18 protein-coding genes are annotated in these 22,041 nt (G+C 73.3%); 6 read left to right on the top strand and 12 right to left on the bottom strand.

The window, feature by feature from the left end; translation table 11 throughout:
• Positions 1 to 10 precede the first annotated feature (10 nt).
• From murG to rsmH, 9 genes are all read right to left on the bottom strand, one after another.
• Positions 11 to 1,099, bottom strand: coding sequence for an undecaprenyldiphospho-muramoylpentapeptide beta-N-acetylglucosaminyltransferase (gene murG / locus ACSURM_RS26885; RefSeq protein ID WP_289965574.1), 1,089 nt, complete (start codon positions 1,097 to 1,099; stop codon positions 11 to 13).
• Positions 1,100 to 1,105: 6 nt separating this feature from the next.
• Positions 1,106 to 2,467: a putative lipid II flippase FtsW gene (gene ftsW, locus ACSURM_RS26880; RefSeq protein ID WP_436958319.1), complete on the bottom strand. Its 1,362-nt coding sequence runs from the start codon at positions 2,465 to 2,467 to the stop codon at positions 1,106 to 1,108.
• A gap of 68 nt (positions 2,468 to 2,535) precedes the next feature.
• Positions 2,536 to 3,972, bottom strand: a complete 1,437-nt coding sequence (murD, locus tag ACSURM_RS26875) for a UDP-N-acetylmuramoyl-L-alanine--D-glutamate ligase (RefSeq protein WP_436958318.1) — start codon at positions 3,970 to 3,972, stop codon at positions 2,536 to 2,538.
• Entirely contained in the window at positions 3,954 to 5,024 is a 1,071-nt protein-coding gene (mraY, locus tag ACSURM_RS26870; RefSeq protein WP_030605496.1) for a phospho-N-acetylmuramoyl-pentapeptide-transferase, read from the bottom strand. Before mraY ends, murD begins: the two co-directional genes overlap by 19 nt.
• On the bottom strand, positions 5,024 to 6,439 hold the full coding sequence (locus ACSURM_RS26865) for a UDP-N-acetylmuramoyl-tripeptide--D-alanyl-D-alanine ligase (protein WP_359042531.1): 1,416 nt from the start codon (positions 6,437 to 6,439) through the stop codon (positions 5,024 to 5,026). Before ACSURM_RS26865 ends, mraY begins: the two co-directional genes overlap by 1 nt.
• 4 nt (positions 6,440 to 6,443) lie before the next feature.
• Positions 6,444 to 7,964: a UDP-N-acetylmuramoyl-L-alanyl-D-glutamate--2,6-diaminopimelate ligase gene (locus ACSURM_RS26860; protein ID WP_436958317.1), complete on the bottom strand. Its 1,521-nt coding sequence runs from the start codon at positions 7,962 to 7,964 to the stop codon at positions 6,444 to 6,446.
• Between the two features lie 179 nt (positions 7,965 to 8,143).
• Complete coding sequence (locus ACSURM_RS26855; protein WP_436958316.1) at positions 8,144 to 10,108, bottom strand: peptidoglycan D,D-transpeptidase FtsI family protein; 1,965 nt, start codon at positions 10,106 to 10,108, stop codon at positions 8,144 to 8,146.
• 5 nt (positions 10,109 to 10,113) lie between these two features.
• Complete coding sequence (locus ACSURM_RS26850; RefSeq protein WP_436958315.1) at positions 10,114 to 10,713, bottom strand: septum formation initiator family protein; 600 nt, start codon at positions 10,711 to 10,713, stop codon at positions 10,114 to 10,116.
• Positions 10,714 to 10,777: 64 nt separating this feature from the next.
• Positions 10,778 to 11,734, bottom strand: coding sequence for a 16S rRNA (cytosine(1402)-N(4))-methyltransferase RsmH (gene rsmH, locus ACSURM_RS26845; RefSeq protein ID WP_436958314.1), 957 nt, complete (start codon positions 11,732 to 11,734; stop codon positions 10,778 to 10,780).
• A gap of 350 nt (positions 11,735 to 12,084) precedes the next feature.
• Between rsmH and ACSURM_RS26840 the strand changes: the two genes are divergently transcribed.
• From ACSURM_RS26840 to ACSURM_RS26825, 4 genes are all read left to right on the top strand, one after another.
• On the top strand, positions 12,085 to 12,633 hold the full coding sequence (locus ACSURM_RS26840) for a beta-class carbonic anhydrase (RefSeq protein WP_436958313.1): 549 nt from the start codon (positions 12,085 to 12,087) through the stop codon (positions 12,631 to 12,633).
• Between the two features lie 276 nt (positions 12,634 to 12,909).
• The gene (locus ACSURM_RS26835; RefSeq protein WP_436958312.1) at positions 12,910 to 13,950 is read left to right on the top strand and encodes an AAA family ATPase; all 1,041 of its coding nucleotides are present in this window, start codon (positions 12,910 to 12,912) and stop codon (positions 13,948 to 13,950) included.
• Positions 13,950 to 15,311, top strand: coding sequence for a DUF58 domain-containing protein (locus ACSURM_RS26830; RefSeq protein ID WP_436958311.1), 1,362 nt, complete (start codon positions 13,950 to 13,952; stop codon positions 15,309 to 15,311). Before ACSURM_RS26835 ends, ACSURM_RS26830 begins: the two co-directional genes overlap by 1 nt.
• Positions 15,308 to 17,686 carry a transglutaminase TgpA family protein gene (locus ACSURM_RS26825; RefSeq protein WP_436958310.1) on the top strand — a complete coding sequence of 793 codons (2,379 nt, stop codon included), beginning with the start codon at positions 15,308 to 15,310 and terminating at the stop codon, positions 17,684 to 17,686. Before ACSURM_RS26830 ends, ACSURM_RS26825 begins: the two co-directional genes overlap by 4 nt.
• Positions 17,687 to 17,768: 82 nt before the next feature.
• Here the strand turns inward: ACSURM_RS26825 and ACSURM_RS26820 are convergent, their stop codons facing one another.
• The 3 genes from ACSURM_RS26820 to ACSURM_RS26810 all read right to left on the bottom strand — a co-directional run bounded on the left by ACSURM_RS26820 (position 17,769) and on the right by ACSURM_RS26810 (position 20,032).
• Complete coding sequence (locus ACSURM_RS26820) at positions 17,769 to 18,152, bottom strand: DUF3040 domain-containing protein (RefSeq protein WP_189996576.1); 384 nt, start codon at positions 18,150 to 18,152, stop codon at positions 17,769 to 17,771.
• A gap of 303 nt (positions 18,153 to 18,455) precedes the next feature.
• Positions 18,456 to 19,226, bottom strand: coding sequence for a methyltransferase (locus ACSURM_RS26815; RefSeq protein ID WP_436958309.1), 771 nt, complete (start codon positions 19,224 to 19,226; stop codon positions 18,456 to 18,458).
• Between the two features lie 218 nt (positions 19,227 to 19,444).
• Positions 19,445 to 20,032 (bottom strand): SAV_6107 family HEPN domain-containing protein, encoded by a 588-nt coding sequence (locus ACSURM_RS26810; protein WP_436958308.1) that lies wholly within the window; start codon positions 20,030 to 20,032, stop codon positions 19,445 to 19,447.
• Positions 20,033 to 20,199: 167 nt separating this feature from the next.
• On the opposite strand from ACSURM_RS26810, the gene ACSURM_RS26805 reads away from it, so the two are divergent.
• Together ACSURM_RS26805 and ACSURM_RS26800 are read left to right on the top strand one after the other, a co-directional pair.
• Entirely contained in the window at positions 20,200 to 20,829 is a 630-nt protein-coding gene (locus tag ACSURM_RS26805; RefSeq protein ID WP_030605529.1) for a TetR/AcrR family transcriptional regulator, read from the top strand.
• Positions 20,830 to 21,383: 554 nt separating this feature from the next.
• Complete coding sequence (locus tag ACSURM_RS26800; RefSeq protein ID WP_436958307.1) at positions 21,384 to 21,986, top strand: DUF4126 domain-containing protein; 603 nt, start codon at positions 21,384 to 21,386, stop codon at positions 21,984 to 21,986.
• The last annotated feature ends 55 nt before the right edge of the window (positions 21,987 to 22,041 follow it).

Raw genomic sequence — 22,041 nt, 5'->3', positions numbered from 1 at the left:
TCATACGGTCCTAACGGCGCGAGGCGATCGCCTCGTACACCATGCCGACGAGCAGTTCGTCGGCGTCCCGGCGGCCGAACTCGCTTGCCGAGCGGGACATCTCGTACAGCCGGTGCGGGTCGGCCAGCACGGGGAGCACGTTCTGCTGCACCCACTCCGGCGTCAGTTCCGCGTCGTCGACGAGGAGTCCGCCGCCGGCCTTGACCACCGGCTGGGCGTTCAGCCGCTGTTCGCCGTTGCCGATGGGCAGCGGGACGTACGCGGCCGGCAGGCCCACGGCGGAGAGTTCGGCGACGGTCATCGCGCCCGCGCGGCAGAGCATCATGTCGGCCGCGGCGTACGCGAGGTCCATCCGGTCCAGGTAACTTACCGGGATATAGGGGGGCATTCCCGGCATCTGCTGTACCTGCGGCAGTTCGTTCTTCGGGCCGACCGCGTGCAGGATCTGGATGCCGGCCTGCTGGAGCCAGGGGGCGACGGTCTGCGTCACCTCGTTCAGCCGCCGGGCGCCCTGCGAGCCGCCGGAGACGAGCAGCGTGGGCAGGTTCGGGTCGAGGCCGAAGCGGTGGCGGGCCTCGGGACGGACGGCGGCGCGGTCCAGCGTGGCGATGGAGCGGCGCAGCGGGATACCGATGTAACGGGCGTCACGCAGCTTGCTGTCCGGGGTGGAGACGGCGACCCGGGCCGCGTAGCGCGAGCCGATCTTGTTGGCCAGGCCGGGGCGGGCGTTGGCCTCGTGGATCACGATGGGCACCCCGAGGCGCTTGGCGGCCAGGTAGCCGGGCAGCGCGACATAGCCGCCGAAGCCGACCACGACGTCCGCCTTGGTGCGCTCCAGGATCTGCTCCGCGGCCTTGATCGTGCCGCGCAGCCGGCCCGGGACGGTGATCAGCTCGGGGGTGGGCTTGCGGGGCAGCGGCACCGCGGGGATCAGCGCCAGCTCATAGCCGCGCTCCGGGACGAGCCGGGTCTCCAGGCCGCGCTCCGTGCCCAGGGCCGTGATCCCCACGGTCGGGTCCTGCCTGCGCAGGGCGTCCGCGAGGGCGAGCGCGGGCTCGATGTGGCCGGCGGTCCCCCCACCGGCGAGTACGACATGCACCGAAATTCACCGCTCTCCGGACGAACGCGCCGCCGAGGCACGCCGTCGCATCGTGTTCCATCTCCGAGGCCCCCGCTCGGCACCGGAGCCTCCCGCCCGCTTTTTACCAAAGCGGGGTTGCCGCATCGCAAGCGCTGCCCGCGCAGCGGGCTCGTCGCGCGCGAAGGCGATCAGCAGCCCGATGGCGAACATGGTCGGCAGCAGGGCGGACCCTCCGTAGGAGAACAGCGGGAGCGGGACACCGGCGATCGGCAGCAGGCCGAGCACCGCACCGATGTTGATCACCGCCTGGGCGGTGATCCAGGTGGTCACGCCTCCCGCGGCGTACCTCACGAAGGGGTCCTCCGTGCGTCCGGCCACGCGGATACCCGCATAGCCTAGAGCCGCGAACAGGGCGAGCACCGACAGCGTCCCCGCCAGGCCCAGTTCCTCACCGGTGACGGCGAAGATGAAGTCGGTGTGGGCTTCGGGGAGTTGGCCCCATTTTTCCACACTCGCACCGAGTCCGGAGCCGAAGAATCCGCCGGAGGCGAGGGCGTAGATGCCGTGCACGGCCTGCCAGCAGTCGGCGACCCCGCTTTTGGGCTCGGTGGCGCCGATGCAGGCGAGCCGGGCCATCCGGTTGTCGCTGGTCTTGATCAGGAGCACCCCGATCAGACCGGCCACCGACAGTACCCCGGCGAACAGCCGGGTCGGCGCGCCCGCGAGCCACAGCAGGCCGAAGAGGATCGCCGTGAGAATGATCGCGGTGCCCATGTCGCCGCCCAGCATGATCAGTCCGAGCAGCAGGAAGGTGACCGGGACCAGCGGCACCAGCATGTGCTTCCACTGGGCCAGCAGCCTTCTCTCCTGCTTGCGGGCGATCAGGTCGGCGCCCCACAGCACCAGGGCGAGCTTGCCGAACTCGCTGGGCTGGATCTGGAAGGAGCCGCCGAGGGAGATCCAGTTCTGGTTGCCGTTGACCGACATCCCTATCCCCGGCACCTGCACCAGGGCCATCAGGAAGACGGCGGCGGCGAGGATCGGGTAGGCCAGCGCCCGGTGCAGTTTCACCGGCATGCGGGAGGCGGCGAACAGCAGTGCGCCGCCGATGAGCGCGGCGAGGAACTGCTTGCGGAAGAAGTACGACCCGGGCAGCGACAGTTGGAGCGCGGTGATCTGGGAGGCCGAGTAGACCATCACCAGGCCCAGCACGGTGATCAGCACGCTGCCGCCGAGGATCAGGTAATAGGCGGTCAGCGGCCGGTCCCAGGCCTTGCGGGCGCGGGTGTAGAACCGCTGTACGGGGTTCTCGCGCGCGATGCGGGGGACGGCGGGACGGCGGGACGCCCGCTGTACGGGCGGCCGGCCGGTACGGCTACCGGGCATCGGTGCCTCCGCTGAACGTCGACCGTCCCACGCGTCCCTCCCAAGATCCGCCCGGCAGGCGGCCGGGTTCAGGCGCCGAGTTCGCGGACCGCCGCCGCGAACGCGTCGCCGCGCTGGTTGTAGTTGGTGAACATGTCCATGGAGGCGCAGGCCGGGGCCAGCAGCACCGTGTCGCCGGGCCGGGCCAGCCGCTTGGCCTCCGTCACCGCCTGGAGCATCGCCCCAGTGTCGGTCCGGTCGAGGTCGACCACGGGTACTTCCGGGGCGTGTCGCGCGAGGGCGTCGCGGATCAGGGCCCGATCGGCACCGATCAGGACCGCGCCGCGCAGCCGCTTCGCCGACTTGGCGACCAGTTCGTCGAAGGTGGCGCCCTTCGCCAGTCCGCCCGCGATCCACACGATCGGCTCGTATGCCGCCAACGACGCTTCGGCGGCATGGGTGTTGGTGGCCTTGGAGTCGTCCACGTACGCGACCCCGTCGAGGTCGGCGACGTGCGCGATGCGGTGGGCGTCCGGGCGGAAGGCCCGCAGGCCGTCGCGTACGGCGGCGGCGGGCACCCCGAAGGCGCGCGCGAGGGCCGCCGCCGCGAGGGCGTTGGCGATGTTGTGCGGGGCCGGCGGGTGGATGTCGGAGACCTCGGCCAGCTCCTGCGCGTTCTTCTGCCGGTTCTCGACGAAGGCGCGGTCGACCAGGATGCCGTCCACGACGCCGAGTTGGGACGGCCCCGGGGCGCCGAGGGTGAACCCGATCGCCCGGCAGCCCTCCTCGACGTCGGCCTCGCGCACCAGGTCCTCGGTGGCCCGGTCGGCGACGTTGTACACGCAGGCGACCTTGTTGCCCTCGTAGATACGGCCCTTGTCGCGCGCGTACGCCTCCATGGAGCCGTGCCAGTCCAGGTGGTCCGGCGCGAGGTTGAGGACGGCGGCCGAGTGGGCGCGCAGCGAGGGCGCCCAGTGCAGCTGGTAGCTGGACAGCTCCACGGCGAGCACGTCGTACTCCTGCTCGCCGAGGACCGCGTCCAGCAGGGAGACGCCGATGTTGCCGACCGCGGCCGTGCGCAGGCCCGCCGCCTTGAGGATGGAGGCGAGCATCTGCACGGTGGTGGTCTTGCCGTTGGTGCCCGTGACGGCCAGCCAGGGGGCCGCGTCCGGGCCGCGCAGCCGCCAGGCCAGTTCCACGTCGCCCCAGACCGGCACGCCGGCCTGCTCGGCGGCGCGGAACAGCGGCTTGTCGGGCTGCCAGCCGGGCGCGGTGACGACCAGCTCGGTGCCCTCCGGCAGGGAGGAGCCGTCACCGAGGCGCACGGTGATGCCGAGCGCCTCCAGTTCCGCGGCCTGTTCCCGCGCGCGTGCGTCGTCGCCGTCGTTGACGACCGTGACGACCGCGCCGCGCGCGTGCAGCGCCTTGGCCGCCGGGACGCCGGAGACACCGAGCCCGGCGACGGTGACGTGCTTGCCCTGGAAGTCGAAGGGCCCCGAGGTGGAGGTCACTTGTCCGCTGCCCATCCCGCGTAGAAGAGGCCCAGTCCGACGATCACGCAGATGCCCTGGATGATCCAGAAGCGGACCACCACCAGGACCTCGGACCAGCCCTTGAGTTCGAAGTGGTGCTGGAGTGGCGCCATCCGGAAGACGCGCTTGCCGGTGAGCCGGAAGGAGCCGACCTGGATGACGACCGACATGGTGATGAGGACGAACAGGCCGCCCATGATGGCCACCAGCAGCTCCGTGCGGGAGAGGATGGCCAGGCCGGTGAGGACACCGCCGAGGGCGAGCGAGCCGGTGTCGCCCATGAAGATCTTCGCCGGCGAGGTGTTCCACCACAGGAAGCCGAGGCAGGCGCCCATCAGCGCGGAGGCGACCACCGCGAGGTCGAGCGGGTCACGCACCTCGTAGCAGGCGCCGGGGTTGGTCAGGGTCTGCGCGTTGGCGCAGGACTCCTGGAACTGCCAGACGCCGATGAACGTGTAGGCGCCGAAGACGAGCACGGAGGCGCCGGTGGCCAGACCGTCCAGACCGTCGGTGAGGTTCACGCCGTTCGACATCGCGAGGATCATGAACAGCGCCCAGACGACGAACAGCACCGGGCCGATCGACCAGCCGAAGTCGGTGATGAACGACAGCTTCGTGGAGGCCGGGGTGTTGCCGCGGGAGTCGGAGAACTGCAGCGACAGCACGGCGAAGGCGATGCCGACGATCAGCTGGCCGGCCATCTTCGCCTTGGCCCGCAGACCCAGCGAACGCCGCTTGACGATCTTGATGTAGTCGTCGAGGAAGCCGACCAGGCCCATGCCGAACATCAGGCCGAGGACCAGCAGACCGGAGTAGGTCGGCGCGTAGCCGGTGATGAGCTTGCTCAGGAAGTACGCGGCGATGGTCGCCAGGATGAAGGCGATACCGCCCATGGTCGGCGTACCGCGCTTGCTGGCGTGCTCGCGCGGACCGTCGTCGCGGATGTACTGGCCGTAGCCCTTGCGGGCCAGCAGCTTGATCAGCAACGGGGTGCCGACCAGCGTCAGGAAGAGGCCAATGACTCCCGAGAACAGGATCTGCTTCATCATCGGGCGGCGACCTCACCCTCGGCACCGGCCTCGACGAGCGCCTGGGCGACGCTCTCCAGCCCCACCGACCGGGACGCCTTCACGAGCACGACGTCCCCCGGGCGCAACTCGCTGCGCAACAGGTCGACCGCCGCCTGTGCGTCGGACACGTGCACCGACTCCTCACCCCACGAACCCTCGTTATATGCGCCCAATTGCAGCCAGGAGGCCTCAATCCCCCCGACGGCGACGAGCTTGCTGACGTTGAGCCGGACGGCGAGCCGTCCGACGGCGTCGTGCTCGGCGAGCGCCTCGTCCCCCAGCTCGGCCATCTTGCCGAGCACGGCCCACGTGCGGCGCCCCTTGCCCATGGCCGCGAGCGCCCTGAGGGCGGCCCGCATGGACTCGGGGTTGGCGTTGTAGGCGTCGTTGACGATGGTCACGCCGTCCGGGCGCTCGGTGACCTCCATGCGCCACCGGGAGAGGGAGCCCGCCTCGGAGAGCGCGAGGGCGATCTCTTCCGCGGACATGCCCAGCTCATGGGCGACGGCGGCCGCGGCGAGCGCGTTCGACACGTGGTGCTCACCGTACAGGCGCATCGTCACATCGCTTGCACCGGAGGGTGTGTGAAGCCTGAAGGAGGGCTGTCCGCTGTCCGTGAGTCGTACGTTCTCGGCGCGTACGTCCGCTTCGGCCGACTCTCCGAAAAGGACCACCTTCGCCGTGGTACGGGAGGCCATGGCCTTCACCAGCGGGTCGTCGGCGTTGAGGATCGCCGCGCCGCCCTCGCTCGCCGGGGGCAGCGCCTCCACCAGCTCGCCCTTGGCCTGGGCGATCTGCTCGCGCCCGCCGAACTCGCCGATGTGCGCGGAGCCGACGTTGAGCACCAGGCCGATCCTCGGCGGGGTGAGCCCGGCGAGGTAGCGGATGTGCCCGATGCCGCGGGCGCCCATCTCCAGCACGAGGAATCGCGTCTCCTCGGTGGCGGACAGGGCGGTCAGCGGCAGCCCGATCTCGTTGTTGAGCGAGCCGGGCGTGAACACGGTCGGCGCCTTGCGCCCGAGCACCTGGGCGATCAGGTCCTTGGTGCTGGTCTTGCCGGCCGAGCCGGTCAGCGCCACGAGGGTCGTGCCGAGCCGGCCCACGACGTGCCGGGCGAGGGCGCCGAGGGCGGTCTGGACGTCGTCCACCACGATGGCGGGGACGCCGACCGGCCGGGCGGCCAGCACGGCGACCGCGCCGGCCTCGACGACCTGCCGGGCGTAGTCGTGGCCGTCCACCCGCTCGCCGACGAAGGCGGCGAACAGGCTGCCGGGCACCACCTCCCGGGAGTCCCGGACGACCGGTCCCGTGACCTGCACGGACGGATCCGGTATGTCGTGCGTCTGCCCGCCGACGACTGCTGCGATCTCGGCGAGGGAGAGGGCGATCACAAGTTCATCCCTGGGTCTTCTGGATAGCTTCGCGAAGCACCTGGCGGTCGTCGAAGGGACGGATCACGCCGGCGATGTCCTGGCCCTGCTCGTGACCCTTGCCCGCGACCAGCACCGTGTCGCCGGCCTGGGCGCGGCCCACGGCGGCGGCGACGGCGGCGGCCCGGTCCTCGAAGAGGAGCACCTCGCCGCGCTCGTGCGCGGGCACCGAGGCGGCGCCCTGGAGCATGGTCGCGAGGATCGCGAGGGGGTCCTCGGAACGGGGGTTGTCGGAGGTCAGTACCGCCGTGTCGGCGAGCCGGGCGGCGGCGGCGCCCATCGGGGCGCGCTTGGTCCGGTCACGGTCGCCGCCGCAGCCGAGGACGACGTGCAGCCGGCCCTTGGTGACCTTGCGCAGCGCCCTGAGCACCGACTCGACCGCGTCCGTCTTGTGGGCGTAGTCGACGACCGCGAGGTAGGGCTGCCCGGCGTCGACGCGCTCCAGGCGGCCCGGCACACCCGGTACGGCGGCGATGCCGTCGGCGGCGGCCTGCGGGTCGAGGCCGGCGGCGGCGAGGGCGACGATGGCGGCGAGGGTGTTCGCCACGTTGAAGGGACCGGCGATCGGCGACCTGGCGTGCACCCGCTCGCCGTCCGGGCCGAGCACGGTGAACGTCGAGTCCATCGGGCCGATCTGCACGTCCTCGGCGCGCCAGTCGGCGTCGGGGTGGCCCTCGGCGGAGTAGGTGACGACCGGGACGGTCGCCTCCTTGGCGAGCCGGCGGCCGTACTCGTCGTCGGCGTTGACCACGCCGAGCCTGCTGCGCTCGGGGGTGAACAGCTGCGCCTTGGCCCGGAAGTAGTCCTCCATGTCGGAGTGGAACTCCATGTGTTCCGGGCTGAGGTTGGTGAAGACGGCGATGTCGAAGACGCAGCCGTCGACCCGGCCGAGGACCAGGGCGTGGCTGGAGACCTCCATGGCGACCGCCTCGACGCCGCGTTCGCGCATGACGGCGAACAGGGCCTGGAGGTCGGTGGCCTCGGGGGTGGTGCGCTCGGACTTGATCCGCTCGTCGCCGATGCGCGTCTCGACGGTGCCGACCAGCCCGGTGGCGCGGGCGGTCCGCAGGCCGCCCTCCACCAGGTAGGCGGTGGTGGTCTTGCCGGAGGTGCCGGTGATGCCGATCTGGAGCAGATCGCGGCCGGGGTGGCCGTAGATCCGGGCCGCCAGCTCGCCCATCCGGCCGCGCGGGTCGGCCACGACCAGGACGGGCAGGCCGGTGGCGGCGGCGCGCTCGGCGCCGTCGGCGTCGGTGAGCACGGCGGCCGCGCCGAGGCCGGCGGCCTGGGTGACGAAGTCGGCGCCGTGCAGGCGGGCGCCCGGCAGGGCGGCGTACAGGTCGCCGGGGCGGACGGCGCGCGAGTCGTGGGTGATGCCCGTGACCTCGGCGGCGGTGTCCGGAGCGGCGGTACCCAGCTGATCGGCCAGTTCCGCGAGGGGGGTGGCGGAGACCTGGACCGGTCGCGGCGGCCCCGGACAGGTCACGGGAGCGCCTTTCTGGGTGGTTTGGGACTGATCAGCGTGTGGCACGGCGGTGAGCGTACCGGGCGTACCGGCTCCGGAGCTAAGTGAGGGGCCGTGGGGCCCTTGGTTCCCGGGATCGGGGGTGATCGTTGTCACGGGTTCGTTCCTGGTGTTTCCGTGCTGACCAGTGGGGGTGCTGATCAGGGCTTGTACTCGACGGGCAGGCTGGCGGGCTTCGCGCCGGTGGGGGGGACCTGGAGGGTCTTCAGGGCGAACTCCATCACCTGCTTGTAAATGGGACCGCAGATCTGGCCGCCGAAATAGCTGCCGGAAGTGGCGTTCTGGATGGCGCAGTAGACGGTGATCCTCGGGTTGTCGGCGGGGGCGAAACCGGCGAACGAAGAGGTGTAGCCGCGATAGCGGCCGGTGGCCGGATCCACTCGGTTGGCCGTACCGGTCTTGCCCGCCACCCGGTACCCGGGGATGCGGGCCTTGATGCCGGTGCCCTGCTCGTCGTCGACCACGGACTCCAGCATCCGGGCGAGGCTCTTGGCGGTCTTGGCGCTGACCACCCTTGTCTTCTCGGGCTGCGGCGCCGGGGTGAACCGTCCGTCGGCGCCCTTGGTGCCGCGCACCAGGGTGGGCTCGACGCGGACGCCGCCGTTGGCGATCGTCGAGTACACGGAGGCGGCCTGCATGGCGTTGATGGAGAAGCCCTGGCCGAAAGGGATCGTGTACTGCTGCGAGGTGGACCACTTCTGCGGCGGCGCGAGGATGCCGGGGGTCTCGCCGGGGAAGCCGAGTCCGGTGTAGCCGCCGATGCCGAACTTGCGCAGATAGGAGTGGAGGACCCTGTTGGCCTCGGACTGGCTCCGGGCGAGTTCGCCGGTGGCCAGGATGGTGCCGATGTTGCTGGACTTGGCGAGCACGCCGTTGAGCGTGAGGTACCAGGTGGGGTGGTCGATGTCGTCCTGGAACAGCCGGTCGCCGCGGTGCAGCCGGTTGGGTACGACGACGTGGGTGAGCGGGGTGGCCGCGTTCCGCTCCAGCACGGCCGCCATCGACATCACCTTGGCGGTGGAGCCGGGCTCGTAGGCGTCCTGGAGGGCCGCGTTGCCCATGGCGTCGCCGTCGGCCTTCGACAGGTCGTTGGGGTCGAAGCCGGGCGAGTTGGCCATGGCCAGGATCTGGCCGGTGCGGGTGTCCTGGACGATGACGTAGCCGCGGTCCGCCTTGGACTTCGCCACCTGCTCGCTGATGGCGTTCTGCGCGGCCCACTGGATGTCCCGGTCGATGGTCAGCTCGACGTCGGCGCCGGGCACGGCGGGCGTCTGCGTCGACCCGACCGTGGGCACCTCGCGGCCGCCGGCCTGGGCGTAGCGGACCTTGCCGTCCTTGCCGGTGAGCTGCTTGTCGAGCTGCTGCTCGATGCCGCCGCCGCCCTTGCCGTCGGCGTTGACCCAGCCCAGTATCCCGGCGGCCAGGTCGCCGTTGGGGTACACGCGCTGGCTGCTGGGGTCCGCGAAGACGCCGGCCAGCACGTTGACGGTGGTGCGGTCGGTGCCGGACTTGTGGGCGAGCGCGGTCTTCAGGTCCTTGATCTGCTTCCAGACCTGCGGGGTCTGCCGGGCGGCGAGGCGGGTGTAGCGGGAGTTCTTGTTCGCGGGCCGCAGCTTCTTGACGAGGGCGGACTGGTCCTGGCCGAGGATCGGGGCGAGCAGCGCGGCGGCCCGCTCCGGCCCGTCGGTGATCTTCAGCTGCTCGACGCCGAACATGGTCGGGTCGGCCGTGATGTCGTACGCGTCCTCGCTGACGGCGAGGGCGACGCCGTTGCGGTCGGTGATCTCGCCGCGCTCGGCGGCCAGGGTGTGCACCACGTACCGGTTCTGCTCGGCCCGCGCCGCGTAGGCGCTCGCGTCGACGGCCTGCACCTGGAGCAGCCGAACGACGAAGACGAGCAGCACCAGCGTCAGGGCGAGGCCGACCAGGCGCAGCCGGGGCCGGGGGCTGCCGAGCCGGAGCGGGGCGGGCGGCATGGGCCGGGCCCCGCCGGGCCGGCGCGCCGGCCGCGCCCCGGGCCCGGGCTGCCGCCGGACGGCCTCCCGGGGCCGCGGCGGCTTGGCGGGCCCGGGCACACGACGACGCGGCGCTTGCCTGTCGGACACTTCCGTCACCTGCCGGGGGTCGGGGTGGACACGGACGGGGGGACGGCGGCCGGGGCCGCGGGGTCGGCCGGCGGGGCGGTGGGGGCCGTCGTGGCGACCGGGGCGGTGGCCGGGGGGCCGGGCGGGAGCGGTGCGCCGGGGGCGGTCTGGCCGGAGAGGACCGTGGTGCCGGGGGCGGTGGCCTGGGCCGGGACCGTCGTGGTGCCGGGGGCGGCTGCCGGGGCGGAGAGGGCCGCCGGTCCGGGGGCGGCGCTGGGGACGCCCTTGACGGTGCCGTCGGGGGCGAGGAAGGCCGGGTCGCCGCCGGGGACCATGCCGAGTTCGCGGGCGCGCCGCTGGAGGGCGTCGGGGGCCGAGTAGGCGTCGATGTCCCGCTGGAGGGCCTGCTCCTCGTCGGTGAGCGTCTTGGTCCGCTTCCGCAGGTCGGCCAGTTCGAACGAGCCTTCGCTGAGCGCGGAGTTCAGCACCAGCAGCCCGATGAGTCCGCCGCCGAGCAGCAGGACGACGAGGAGCACGAACGGGGTGCGGGCCGCCCGCGCGCGGCCGGCCGGGAAGAGCCGGGCCAGCCGCGCGGCCCTCCCCCTCAGCTCGGGTTTCCTGCTCACCGCTCCCCCGGTACGGGGATGCCGCTCCCCCGGTGCGCGAAGGAGACCCTCCGACCCGTCTCGCTCACTCCACGTCCTCCCTGATGCGCTCGGCGCCCCGCAGCCTGGCCGGTGCCGCCCGGCGGTTCTCCGCGATCTCCTCCTCGGTGGGAAGTTCGGCACCACGGGTGAGCAGCTTGAGCCGCGGCTGGTACCGCTCGGGCACGACCGGCAGCCCGGCCGGCGCGGTGGAGGCCGCCCCGGCCGCGAACACCTGCTTGACGAGCCGGTCTTCGAGCGACTGGTACGACAGCACGGCGATGCGCCCGCCGACGTCCAGGGCCTTCACGGCCGCCGGGATCGCCCGCTCCAGCACGGACAGCTCGCCGTTGACCTCGATCCGCAGCGCCTGGAAGGTGCGCTTGGCGGGGTTGCCGCCGGTCCGCTTGGCGGCCTGCGGCAGGGCGTCCCGGATGAGTTCCACGAGCCGCGCGCTGCTGCTGAACGGCTCCTTCTCCCGCTCCCGCACGATCGCGGCGACGATCCGCTTGGCCTGCTTCTCCTCGCCGTACGCGCGCAGGATGCGCACGAGTTCGCCGGCCGGGTAGGTGTTGAGGACCTCGGCGGCGCTGATGCCGGTCGTCTGGTCCATGCGCATGTCCAGCGGCGCGTCCTGCGCGTAGGCGAAGCCGCGGTCGGCCTCGTCGAGCTGCATGGAGGAGACCCCGAGGTCGAACAGCACGCCCTGCGCGCGGGGGATGCCGAGCCGGGCGAGGACGTCGGGCAGCTCGTCGTACACGGCGTGCACCAGGGTGGCGCGCTCGCCGAAGGGTGCCAGCCGTTCGCCGGACAGCCGCAGCGCCTCCTTGTCCCGGTCCAGGCCGATCAGCCGTGCGTCGGGGAACCGGGTCAGCAGCGCCTCGCTGTGCCCGCCGAGGCCGAGGGTGCAGTCGACGACCACGGCTCCGGGGCGCTCCAGGGCGGGCGCCAGCAGGTCCAGGCACCGCTGGAGCATCACCGGGACGTGTCGACTCTGGCTCAAGGGGGCCTCTCAGTTCCGGCGGGCCGTACGCACCGTCGGTCCCCCGAGCCGTACGTACGCGCCGCGCGTGCGGGGAGACGGGTCCGGGCGGCGCCGGGGTCTCCGGGGGTTTCACCAGCGGGGAGAGACTCGTCTCCCGCTTTCGCGTCACTTTAGTCCACGCCGTCCCCGGGTCAATCAACCGGCCTGCGCGTCGCGCACGGCGGCGCCGCGAGCACCCGGACCGGCACCGGTCCACCCGAACGGGGCATCTCCCCCGCCGTGTGGATTCGCTCACACCAAGCCGCGAGGGCGATCTTCGTCCTCTCTCACAGCGGGCCGGACCGCCACGTGACCAGTAACGTCGGGGTATGACGACTTCCGCATCAGCACACACTGGGTCCGAAGGCGCCATAGAGCCCGGCGACAACGTGACCGACCGCCTCCTGGCGGCCAACCGGCGCTACGCCGAGGCCTTCGAGGACCCGGGCATGGACGCCCGCCCCGTCCTGCGTGTCGCCGTCGTCGCCTGCATGGACGCGCGGCTCGACCTGCACGAGGCCCTCGGCCTGGAACTCGGCGACTGTCACACCATCCGCAACGCGGGCGGTGTGGTCACCGACGACGTGATCCGGTCGCTGACCATCAGCCAGCGCAAGCTCGGCACCCGCAGCGTCGTGCTGATCCACCACACCAACTGCGGCCTGGAGTCCCTGACCGAGGACTTCCGTTCCGAGCTGGAGATGGAGGTCGGGCAGCGGCCGGCCTGGGCGGTGGAGTCCTTCCGGGACGTGGACCAGGACGTGCGCCAGTCCATGCAGCGGGTGCGCACCTCGCCCTTCCTCCAGCACACCGACGACGTCCGCGGCTTCGTCTTCGACGTGCGCACCGGTCTGCTGCGCGAGGTCGACCCGGCCTGACCCGGAACGTACCGGCCGACCGCCCCGGGACGTGCCCCGTCCTCCGTGCCGACGACGCCGAGAGCGCCGACAGCACCGACAACGCGGTCGGACAAGTCGTATGAGCGGCATGGCCGGGGGCAGTTGTCCACAGGCGGTGACACGAATCGGTAACGGCAGGGAGAATGCGGGGGTGGCACCATGCGGAACCTTTTCCGCGTGGTGTCCGTGTTTCGGGGTGGGCCGGTCGCGCGATGACAGCGTCGGCCCGGCGAAGAACGGGCCGAGGAGGGCCGGGTGACGACCTATGACGATCGAGCGAGCCTCACTGATGTGACCGCCACGGTGGAACGGGTGCGCGGTTCGGTGGAGGGCGTGATCGAGGGCAAGCCCGAGGTCGTACGGCTCGCGCTGACCGTGCTGCTCGCCGAGGGCCATCTGCTGATCGAGGACGTCCCCGGAGTGGGCAAGACGATGCTCGCCAAGGCGCTGGCGCGGTCCATCGACTGCTCGGTGCGGCGCATCCAGTTCACTCCCGACCTGCTGCCCTCGGACATCACGGGTGTGTCGATCTGGGACCAGCAGCGCCGGGACTTCGAGTTCAAGCCGGGCGCCATCTTCGCCCAGATCGTGATCGGCGACGAGATCAACCGCGCCTCGCCCAAGACCCAGTCCGCGCTGCTGGAGTCCATGGAGGAGCGGCAGGTCACCATCGACGGGCAGACGTACGAACTGCCCAGCCCCTTCATGGTGGTGGCCACCCAGAACCCGGTGGAGATGGAGGGCACCTATCCGCTGCCCGAGGCCCAGCGCGACCGCTTCATGGCCCGCGTCTCCGTCGGCTATCCGAGCGTGGAGGCCGAGCTGCGGATGCTCGACGTGCACGGCGGGGTCAGCCCCCTGGAGGACCTCCAGCCGGTGGCGCACGCGCACGAGATCGTGAAGCTGGTCGAGGCGGTGCGCGACGTGCACGTCGCCGAGCCGGTCCGGCGGTACGCGGTCGAACTGGTCGCCGCCACCCGTACCCACCCCGACCTCAGACTCGGCGCGTCCCCGCGCGCGACGCTGCACCTGCTGCGCGCGGCCAAGGCCACCGCGGCCCTGGCCGGCCGGGAGTACGCGCTGCCGGACGACGTGCAGTCGCTCGCCGTCGCCGTCCTCGCCCACCGCCTGCTGCCCACCGCGCAGGCCCAGCTCAACCGCCGCACGGCCGAACAGGTGGTGCTGGAGATCCTCCAGCACACCCCGGTGCCCGCGGCCCCCGGCCGGCCGGGCGGGCCCGGTGCTCTGGGCCGGACCGTCCCGGCCTATCCGCAGCAGCCTCCGCGGAGTCTGTGATGGGCCCCGGGGGGACCGGACCGGCCGAGCCCGGACACGGGCGGGCGGGCGGGGTCCGCACGGCCCTGTCGGGTCTGACCACCCGCGGCCGTTCCTTCCTCGCGGCCGGGATCGCCGCCGCGATCTGCGCGTTCGTGCTGGGCCACAGCGATCTGCTGCGGGTCGGCCTGCTGCTCGCCGTGCTGCCCCTGATCTGCGCCACCGTGCTGTACCGCACCCGCTACCGGGTGGCCGCGAGCCGCCTGCTCGCCCCCGCGCGGGTGCCGGCCGGCGGCGAGGCCCGGGTGCACCTGCGCATGGACAACGTCTCCCGGCTGCCCACCGGCCTGCTGATGCTCCAGGACCGGGTGCCCTACGTCCTCGGGCCGCGCCCCCGGTTCGTGCTGGACCGGATGGAGCCGGGCGGCCACCGCGAGGTGTCCTACCGGGTCCGCTCCGATCTGCGCGGCCGCTACCCGCTGGGCCCGCTCCAGCTGCGGCTGACGGACCCCTTCGGGATGTGCGAGCTGACCCGCTCCTTCGCGACGCAGGACATGCTCACGGTCATCCCGCGCGTGACCCCGCTGCCCCCGGTCCGCTTCGCCGGCGAGGCCAAGGGCTACGGCGAGGGCCGGCAGCGCTCGCCGGCCCTCGCGGGCGACGACGACGTCATCCCGCGCGGCTACCGCTACGGCGACGACCTGCGCCGGGTGCACTGGCGCTCCACCGCGCGCTACGGCGAGCTGATGGTGCGCCGCGAGGAGCAGCCCCGGCGCTCCCGGTGCACCGTCCTGCTGGACACCCGCGGCGGTGCCTACGAGGGCGCGGGACCGGACTCGGCCTTCGAGTGGGCCGTCTCGGCCGCCGCCTCGGTGCTGGCGCACATGCTGGAGCGCGGCTTCTCGGTGCGGCTGCTGACCGACGGCGGCAGCACGGTGCCCGGCGAGGGCGGCGACGGCTTCGGGGGCACCGGCCAGGAGACGGCGGAGACGGCCGGGCTGCTGCTGGACACCCTCGCGGTGATCGACTACTCCGACGGCCCCGGCCTGTCCCGCGCCTACGACGTGCTGCGCGCCGGGAACGAGGGGCTGCTGGTCGCCTTCCTCGGCGACCTGGACGAGGAGCAGGCCACCACGGTCGCCGGGATGAGCCGGCGCGGCGGCGGCGCCGTCGCCTTCGTACTGGACCCCGACGTGTGGACGCGGGAGGCGACCGACGTGCCCCGGGCCGGCGACCGGCACGAGGAGCGGCTGCGGCTGCTGCGCGAGGCGGGCTGGACGGCGCTGAGCGTGCCGCGCGGCGCCTCGGTGGAGGAGCTGTGGCGGCAGGCGGACCGGGAGCGCTCGGGACTGGCGTCGCTGAGCGGGGAGGCCCGGGGATGAGCGGACGGGCACGACTGGCGCTGTGCGCGGCGGCGGCCACACTGATGGCCTCCTGCGCGCTGCTGCCGCTGGTCGCCAAGCCGACCTGGCTGCTGCAACTGGTGCCGCTGGTGGCCGTGCAGACCGGGGTGGGCGCGGCGGCCCGGCGGATCCCGCTGGGCCGGTCGCTGACGCTGGCGGCCCAGCTCCTGGTCACCCTGGTGCTGCTGACCCTGGTGTGCGCCCGGCAGCACGCGATCGCCGGGCTGATCCCGGGCCCGGACGCCGTCCGGTACCTCGCCGAGCTGCTCGGTCAGGGCGCGGACGACATCAGCCGGTACGCGATACCGGCACCGGTCACCGACGGCATCAGGCTGATGCTGATCGGCGGTGTGCTGCTGGTCGGGCTGCTGGTGGACACGCTCGCGGTGACCTTCCGCAGCGCGGCCCCGGCCGGGCTGCCGCTGCTCGCGCTGTACTCGGTGGCCGCGGGGCTGTCCGACGGCGGCGCGGACTGGCTGTGGTTCCTGGTGGCGGCGGCCGGTTACCTGATGCTGCTGCTCGCCGAGGGCCGGGACCGGGTCGCCCAGTGGGGCCGGGTCTTCGGCGGCGCGCCGCGGATTCCGGGCGCCCCGGTGGCGGGGCCCCAGGCGCCGGTCGGCACCGGCCGCCGCATCGGCGTGGCAGCGCTCGGCGTGGCCCTCGTCCTGCCGCTGGCGCTGCCCTCGCTGCCCGGCGGCCTGCTGGAGCGGGCCCGCGAGGGCGTGGGGGCGGGCGGCATGGGCACGGTCTCGGCGGTCGACCCGCTGGTGTCGCTGCACGACTACCTGAACACGAACGACGACCGCACGGTGCTGTCCCTGAAGACCAGCACCAACGACCTCTCCGACCTGTATCTGCGGATCGTCTCCCTGGACGACTTCGACGGCACCACCTGGAAGGCGTCCCGGCGCGGTTACGCCGACGTGCCGGACCCGCTGCCCACTCCGGCCGGTCTGGACGAGGACGTCCGGCGCGACGAGATACGGACGACGATCACCGCGGCGGACACCTACGCCCAGGACTCGCTGCCGATGCCCTACCCGCCGAGCCGGGTGCGGGTCGACGGCCGGTGGCGGTACGAGCCGGTCGGGATGACCTTGGCCGGCGACCGCGGCCAGACCACGCGGGGCGAGCGCTACGAGGTCACGAGCCTGGACGTGGAGCCGACCGCGGAGCAGCTGGCCGCGGCGCCGCCACCGCCGGCCGCCCTGTGGGAGCAGTACACGAAGGTGCCGTCCTCGCTGCCGAAGGTGGTGGCCCGCACCGCCAAGGAGGTCACCGAGGGCGCGAGCAGCCACTACGAGGAGGCCGTCAAGCTCCAGGACTACTTCGCCGTCACGGGGGGCTTCCAGTACGACACCCAGGTGGAGGCCGGCCGGGGTCCGCACGCCATCGCGAACTTCCTGGAGGACAAGCAGGGCTTCTGCGTCCACTTCTCCTTCTCGATGGCGGCGATGGCCCGCACCCTCGGCATCCCGGCCCGGGTCGCGGTCGGCTTCGCGCCGGGCACCCCGCAGACCGACGGCACGGTGGCGGTGAGCCAGCGGGACGCGCACGCCTGGCCGGAACTGTACTTCGAGGGCGTGGGCTGGACCCGCTTCGAGCCCACCCCGACCCGGGGCACCACGCCGTCGTACACCTTCTCGGACACCCCCGGCAGCTCGCTGCCGGACGAGACGCTGCCGTCCCACCGCGCGTCCTCGGCGCCCTCGGCCCCGGCCTCGCCGAGCGAGAGCTGCGCCGAGGGGGCGCGCCGGCTCCCGTCCTGCGACAGCCCGTCCGCGGCGGCTGTCCCGCACCACGACCCCGGCGACACGGACCGGTGGGTGTGGCCGTTGATCGTGGCGGGCGCGCTGCTGGTCCTGGTGGTGCCGTTGGCGCCGCTGCTGTGGCGGCGGCGGACGCGCGCGCTGCGGCTGGGCGGGCACGACCGGACCCCGCAGGGTGCGGCGGCGCACACCCTGGCCGCGTGGCAGGAGCTGACGGACAGCGCCTGGGACCACGGCGTCCCCCCGGACGAGTCGCTGACCCCGCGCAAGGCCGCCGACCGGATCGTGCGGCTGGGGCGGCTGGACGCGGCGGCCGGGGCCGCGGTGCACCGGGTGGCGGACGCGGTGGAGCAGGTGCTGTACGCGCCCCGGCCGCGCCCGGCGGCGGGAACGGCGCGGGACGTGCGCGAGGCGATCGAGGGCCTGCGGGCCGTGGGGAGCGCCGGGACCCGGCTGCGGGCGCTGTTCCTGCCCCGCTCGTCGGTCCGGGCGTGGTGGGCGGTGTCGGCCCGCTGGTCGGCGCTGCGGGCCCGGGCCGCGGCGGCCCGGCCGGCCCTGCGCCGCCCGTCCCGCCAGAACGGCTGAGCGGCGCCACAGGCACGGCCCACGCAGGCACGGCTGAGGGGCGGCCACCTTCCGGTGGCCGCCCCTCACGTGTGTCTCGGGGTCAGCGGCCCTGTTCGTCCCGGCGGCGCTGCCAGCGCTCCTCGATCCGGTCCATCATGGAGCGTTTGGGCCGCGCCTGCCGACGGGCCACGCCTGGTGGCTGCTCGCCCGGTTTGGGGGCCTTGCGCCAGCCGGTGACGGCCAGCACGGCACAGCCCAGCATGACGAGGAAGCCCACCACGCTGACCCAGATGAGCTGCATGACCATTCCGGTCATGAGGAGCGCGATACCGATGAGGAAACCCGCGACCGCCTGGTAGACCCGTCGGCGGGTGTACGTCCGCAGCCCGTTTCCCTCAAGCGCCGACGCGAACTTGGGATCTTCGGCGTACAGCGCTCGCTCCATCTGCTCGAGCATGCGCTGCTCGTGCTCCGAGAGCGGCACGGAGTCCTCCTCATCGTGCAGTCGCCGGGGCGACCCGGGGGGTCCCTTCAGGATAGGCAGGGAATCGCCCCCGTGAAACCCGCCCCTCTACGCCAATTGGCCAACCGGATTCCGTCATGGCCGTCCGGCTCGCTGAGGCTTCCATTCCCCGGCGGCCGTCTCGTCATGCCGAGCGGTGTACCTCGATCATACGGCGCAAACCGCTCGTTCGGGGGGCCTGTGGCGTACTCCATCCGCGGCCGAGGCGCTGATCAGCGCCTGTTCCCGATGGTGCACTCAGGGCACACGGCGCCCCCATGGCGCTCAGCCCCCGGCGGCACCGGTCGTCTCGCCGAGTACGTGGAGCTGGGTGGCGACGGAGTGGAAGGCGGGCAGTTCGGCCGCCGCGGCCTCCAGCCTCAGCAGCGCGTCCACGGCACCGGGCTCGGTGTCCACCAGGACGCCGGGCACCAGGTCGGCGAAGACCCGCACGCCGTGCACCGCGCCGACCCGCAGGCCGGCGCCCTCGACCAGCGCGGTGAGCTGCTCGGCGGTGAACCGGTGGGGCATCGGGTCGCCGCTGCCCCAGCGGCCGTCCGGGTCCTGGAGCGCCTGGTGGGCCTCGGTGAAGTGGCCGGCCAGGGCGCGGGCGAGCACGGCGCCGCCGAGGCCGGCGGCGAGCAGGCTGAGGACGCCCTCGGGGCGCAGCGCGGCGACCGCGTTGCGGACGCCCTCGGCCGGGTCGTCCACGTACTCCAGGACGCCGTGGCACAGGACGGCGTCGTAGCCGCCCGGCTCGACCACGTCGAACAGGCCGTGCGCGTCGCCCTGCACGCCCCGCACCCGGTCGGCGACGCCGGCCTCGGCGGCGCGGCGCTCCAGGGCGAACAGGGCGTTGGGGCTGGGGTCGACCACGGTGACGCGGTGGCCGAGGCGGGCGACGGGCACGGCGAAGTTCCCGCTGCCGCCCCCGGTGTCGAGGACGTCCAGCGAGTCCCGGCCCGTGGCCTTGACCCGGCGGTCGAGGGCGTCCTGCAGGACGTCCCAGACCACGGCGGTACGCAGGGAGGCGCGGGGGCGCGACGGGTCCGACACGGCAGTTGACTCCTCGGCGGGGCTGAAGGACTTCAGGCGCCTCCACCCTATTGCCTCCGGTGCCGCGGCAGGTCATCACGTCGGCGTCCGCCCCCGTGCGTCGCGCGCGGGCCGCGGCCTCGGTGCGCGTGGTGGCCGACGGGCGGAAGGTGTCCGCTGCCGACGGATGGCTACGGAGTGCCCGTCGGGCGGGCCGGTGCCGGGGTGGCGGGGCAGGGTCAGCCCGCGTCCGGGAGCGGGCCGTGCGGGCGCGGGGCGCCGGGTGCCGGGCCGTCCGGCGGCTGCGGCGCGTCGGTGTCCCGGCGGGGCTGGGGCAGGACCGGCTGGAGGGCGAGCATCCGCTCCACTATGCGCAGGAACATCCCCACGTCGCGTATCAGGTCGTCGGCGTCCCGGCGGCCGGCCGCGCCCCGGATGCCGGCCTCGGCGCGGGCGCGGCGGGCGGCGCCGGAGGCGAACAGCGCGCTCCACTCGGTCAGCTCCGGGGCGATCTCCGGCAGCACCTCCCAGGCGCTGCGGATGCGGGCCCGGCGGCGCGCGGAGGTCTCGGGCCGGCCGCGGGCGGCGAGCACGGCGGCGGCGGTGCGCAGGGCGGCGAGGTGGGCCGTGGCGTAGCGCTCGTTCGGGGTCTGAAGGAGCGCGGCCTCCTCCAGTCCGGCACGGGCCTTGGCGAGCAGGTCGAGCGCGGCGGGCGGGGCCGTGGCCCGGCGGAGCACGGGGTGGACGTCGCTCGCGGGGCCGGTCAGTGAGGGGGCAGGGCCGGTGGCGCGGCGCCGGCGGGCGGCGGCTGCGGACGAGTGGGCCATGACGAACCTCCTGTCGTCTGGGTGACGGCACACGTGCCGTATGTGCCCATCGTGAGGTATGCCACTGACAATCCGTTCTGAGCTGGGCTTTCACCGCGGCCGAGGAGACGGGCGCGGCCGTCGGGGCCGGGGCCGCCCGGCCGGGGCCACCTGTGAGAATCGGGGCCATGGAAAGCACCAGCGCCAGGGCCGGCGGCAGCACGCGCCGCGAGGCCACCCGGCAGAAGCTCTACGAGGCTGCCGTCACGCTCATCGCCGAGCAGGGCTTCTCCGCGACCACGGTGGACGAGATCGCCGAGCGGGCCGGGGTCGCCAAGGGCACGGTCTACTACAACTTCGCGAGCAAGTCCGTCCTCTTCGAGGAGCTGCTGCGGCACGGCGTCGGCCTGCTCACCGCGTCCCTGAAGGAGGCGGCCGAGGGCACGGCACGCGCCGGGGGCGGCAAGGTGGACGCGCTGGACGCGATGATCCGCGCGGGCCTGGTCTTCATCGACCGCTACCCGGCCTTCACCCAGCTGTACGTCGCCGAGCTGTGGCGCACCAACCGGGCCTGGCAGTCCACCTTGATGGTGGTGCGGCAGGAGGCCGTGGCGGTGGTGGAGGGGGTGCTGCGCGAGGGGGTCGCGGCCGGCGAGTTCAGCGACGAGATCGACGTGCAACTGACGGCGGCGGCGCTGGTCGGCATGGTGCTGGTGGCCGCGCTCGACTGGAAGTCCTTCCAGCCGGAGCGCTCCCTGGACGACGTCCACGCGGCCCTGTCCCGGCTGCTCCAGGGACGGGTCAGCGGCCGGATCTGAGACGGCCGACCCGAGACGGTCCCGAGACGGCCGACCCGAGACGGTCCCGAGACGGCCGACCCGAGACGGTTCCGAGACGGCCGACCCGAGACGGTTCCGAGACGGCCGGGCCGAGGCGGCCCCGATGCGACGGGATCCGCCCGGTGCCGCGCCCCCGGGTGCGCGGACGTGCGGGCACGCGGGCACGCGGGAGCAGGCGCCGGACCGATCGTTCCGGTCCGGCGCCTGCCCGTTTCCCCCGTGATCCCCCGTACTTCCTCCCGTACTCCCCCGTACGGGTTCCCCCTGTGCGGACCCCCGTGGCGGTCGTCCCCCGAGGCCCCCCGTCTCGCTTCCGCCGACGGGTCGGCGGAAGGAGCGGCCGGTGACCGGTCGCCGTTCCGCCGCCCCGTGTCGGCGGTGCGGGCCGGTCCCCCTGCCGTGGCTCCACTCTCCCGTCCCGGCGGCCGGTGCCCCATCCGCGCGGGTACTCATCTGGCGGTCTGAGTACGTGTACTCAGTCCTCCGCGCACGTGCCCAGGCCGCTCGCCCGCGGGCTGGCTACGATCGTCTCCGTGTCCGTGCTTCCCCTGGTCTTCACCAGCGGCTGGGCCAGCGGTGTCAACGCCTACGCGGTGGTGCTGCTGCTCGGCCTGTTCGGCGTGACGGGGATCAGCGACGACGTGCCGGGGACCTTGCAGCGCCCGGAGGTGCTGATCGTCGCCGGTGTGCTGTTCCTGTGCGAGGCCGTCGCCGACAAGATCCCGTACGTGGACTCGCTGTGGGACTCCGCGCACACGGTGGTCCGTCCGCTCGCCGGCGCCTGGGTGGGCGCGCTGCTCGCCGGGCAGAGCGGCTCGGTGCCGGACGTGGCGGCCGGGCTGCTGGGCGGTTCCACGGCGCTGGCCAGCCATGCCGTCAAGGCCGGGACACGGATGGCGGTCAACGCCTCGCCCGAGCCGTTCAGCAACATCGTGCTGAGCGTGGCCGAGGACCTCGGGGTCGGAGGCGTGGTCGCGTTCGCGATGTTCCATCCCGTGGCGGCGGCGGTCGTCGCGGGCGTCCTGCTGGCCGGCGGGCTGCTGGCGCTGGTGCTGCTGTTCTCGCGCATCCGGCGCTTCCTGCGCCGCCGGGCCCGTCGGCGCGAGGCGCGGCGGCTCGCCTCACGACCCCGCTGACCTGCGCCGGGGCCGCCCGGCGGCCGGATTGTCGGTGGCGGTCGATAAAGTCGCG

This window comes from Streptomyces sp. SudanB182_2057 (assembly GCF_964272715.1).
Classification (GTDB): Bacteria; Actinomycetota; Actinomycetes; order Streptomycetales; family Streptomycetaceae; genus Streptomyces; species Streptomyces rubradiris.
This window is presented reverse-complemented; position numbering and strand designations above follow the sequence as displayed.

Excerpts from the sequence above, each read along its gene's own strand:
- mraY (WP_030605496.1), bottom strand. The coding sequence starts at position 5,024 with ATGAAGCAGATCCTGTTCTCGGGAGTCATTGGCCTCTTCCTGACGCTG.
- ACSURM_RS26840 (WP_436958313.1), top strand. The coding sequence starts at position 12,085 with ATGACGACTTCCGCATCAGCACACACTGGGTCCGAAGGCGCCATAGAG.
- murD (WP_436958318.1), bottom strand. The coding sequence starts at position 3,972 with ATGGGCAGCGGACAAGTGACCTCCACCTCGGGGCCCTTCGACTTCCAG.
- ACSURM_RS26805 (WP_030605529.1), top strand. The coding sequence starts at position 20,200 with ATGGAAAGCACCAGCGCCAGGGCCGGCGGCAGCACGCGCCGCGAGGCC.
- ACSURM_RS26825 (WP_436958310.1), top strand. The coding sequence starts at position 15,308 with ATGAGCGGACGGGCACGACTGGCGCTGTGCGCGGCGGCGGCCACACTG.
- ftsW (WP_436958319.1), bottom strand. The coding sequence starts at position 2,467 with ATGCCCGGTAGCCGTACCGGCCGGCCGCCCGTACAGCGGGCGTCCCGC.
- ACSURM_RS26810 (WP_436958308.1), bottom strand. The coding sequence starts at position 20,032 with ATGGCCCACTCGTCCGCAGCCGCCGCCCGCCGGCGCCGCGCCACCGGC.
- ACSURM_RS26830 (WP_436958311.1), top strand. The coding sequence starts at position 13,950 with ATGGGCCCCGGGGGGACCGGACCGGCCGAGCCCGGACACGGGCGGGCG.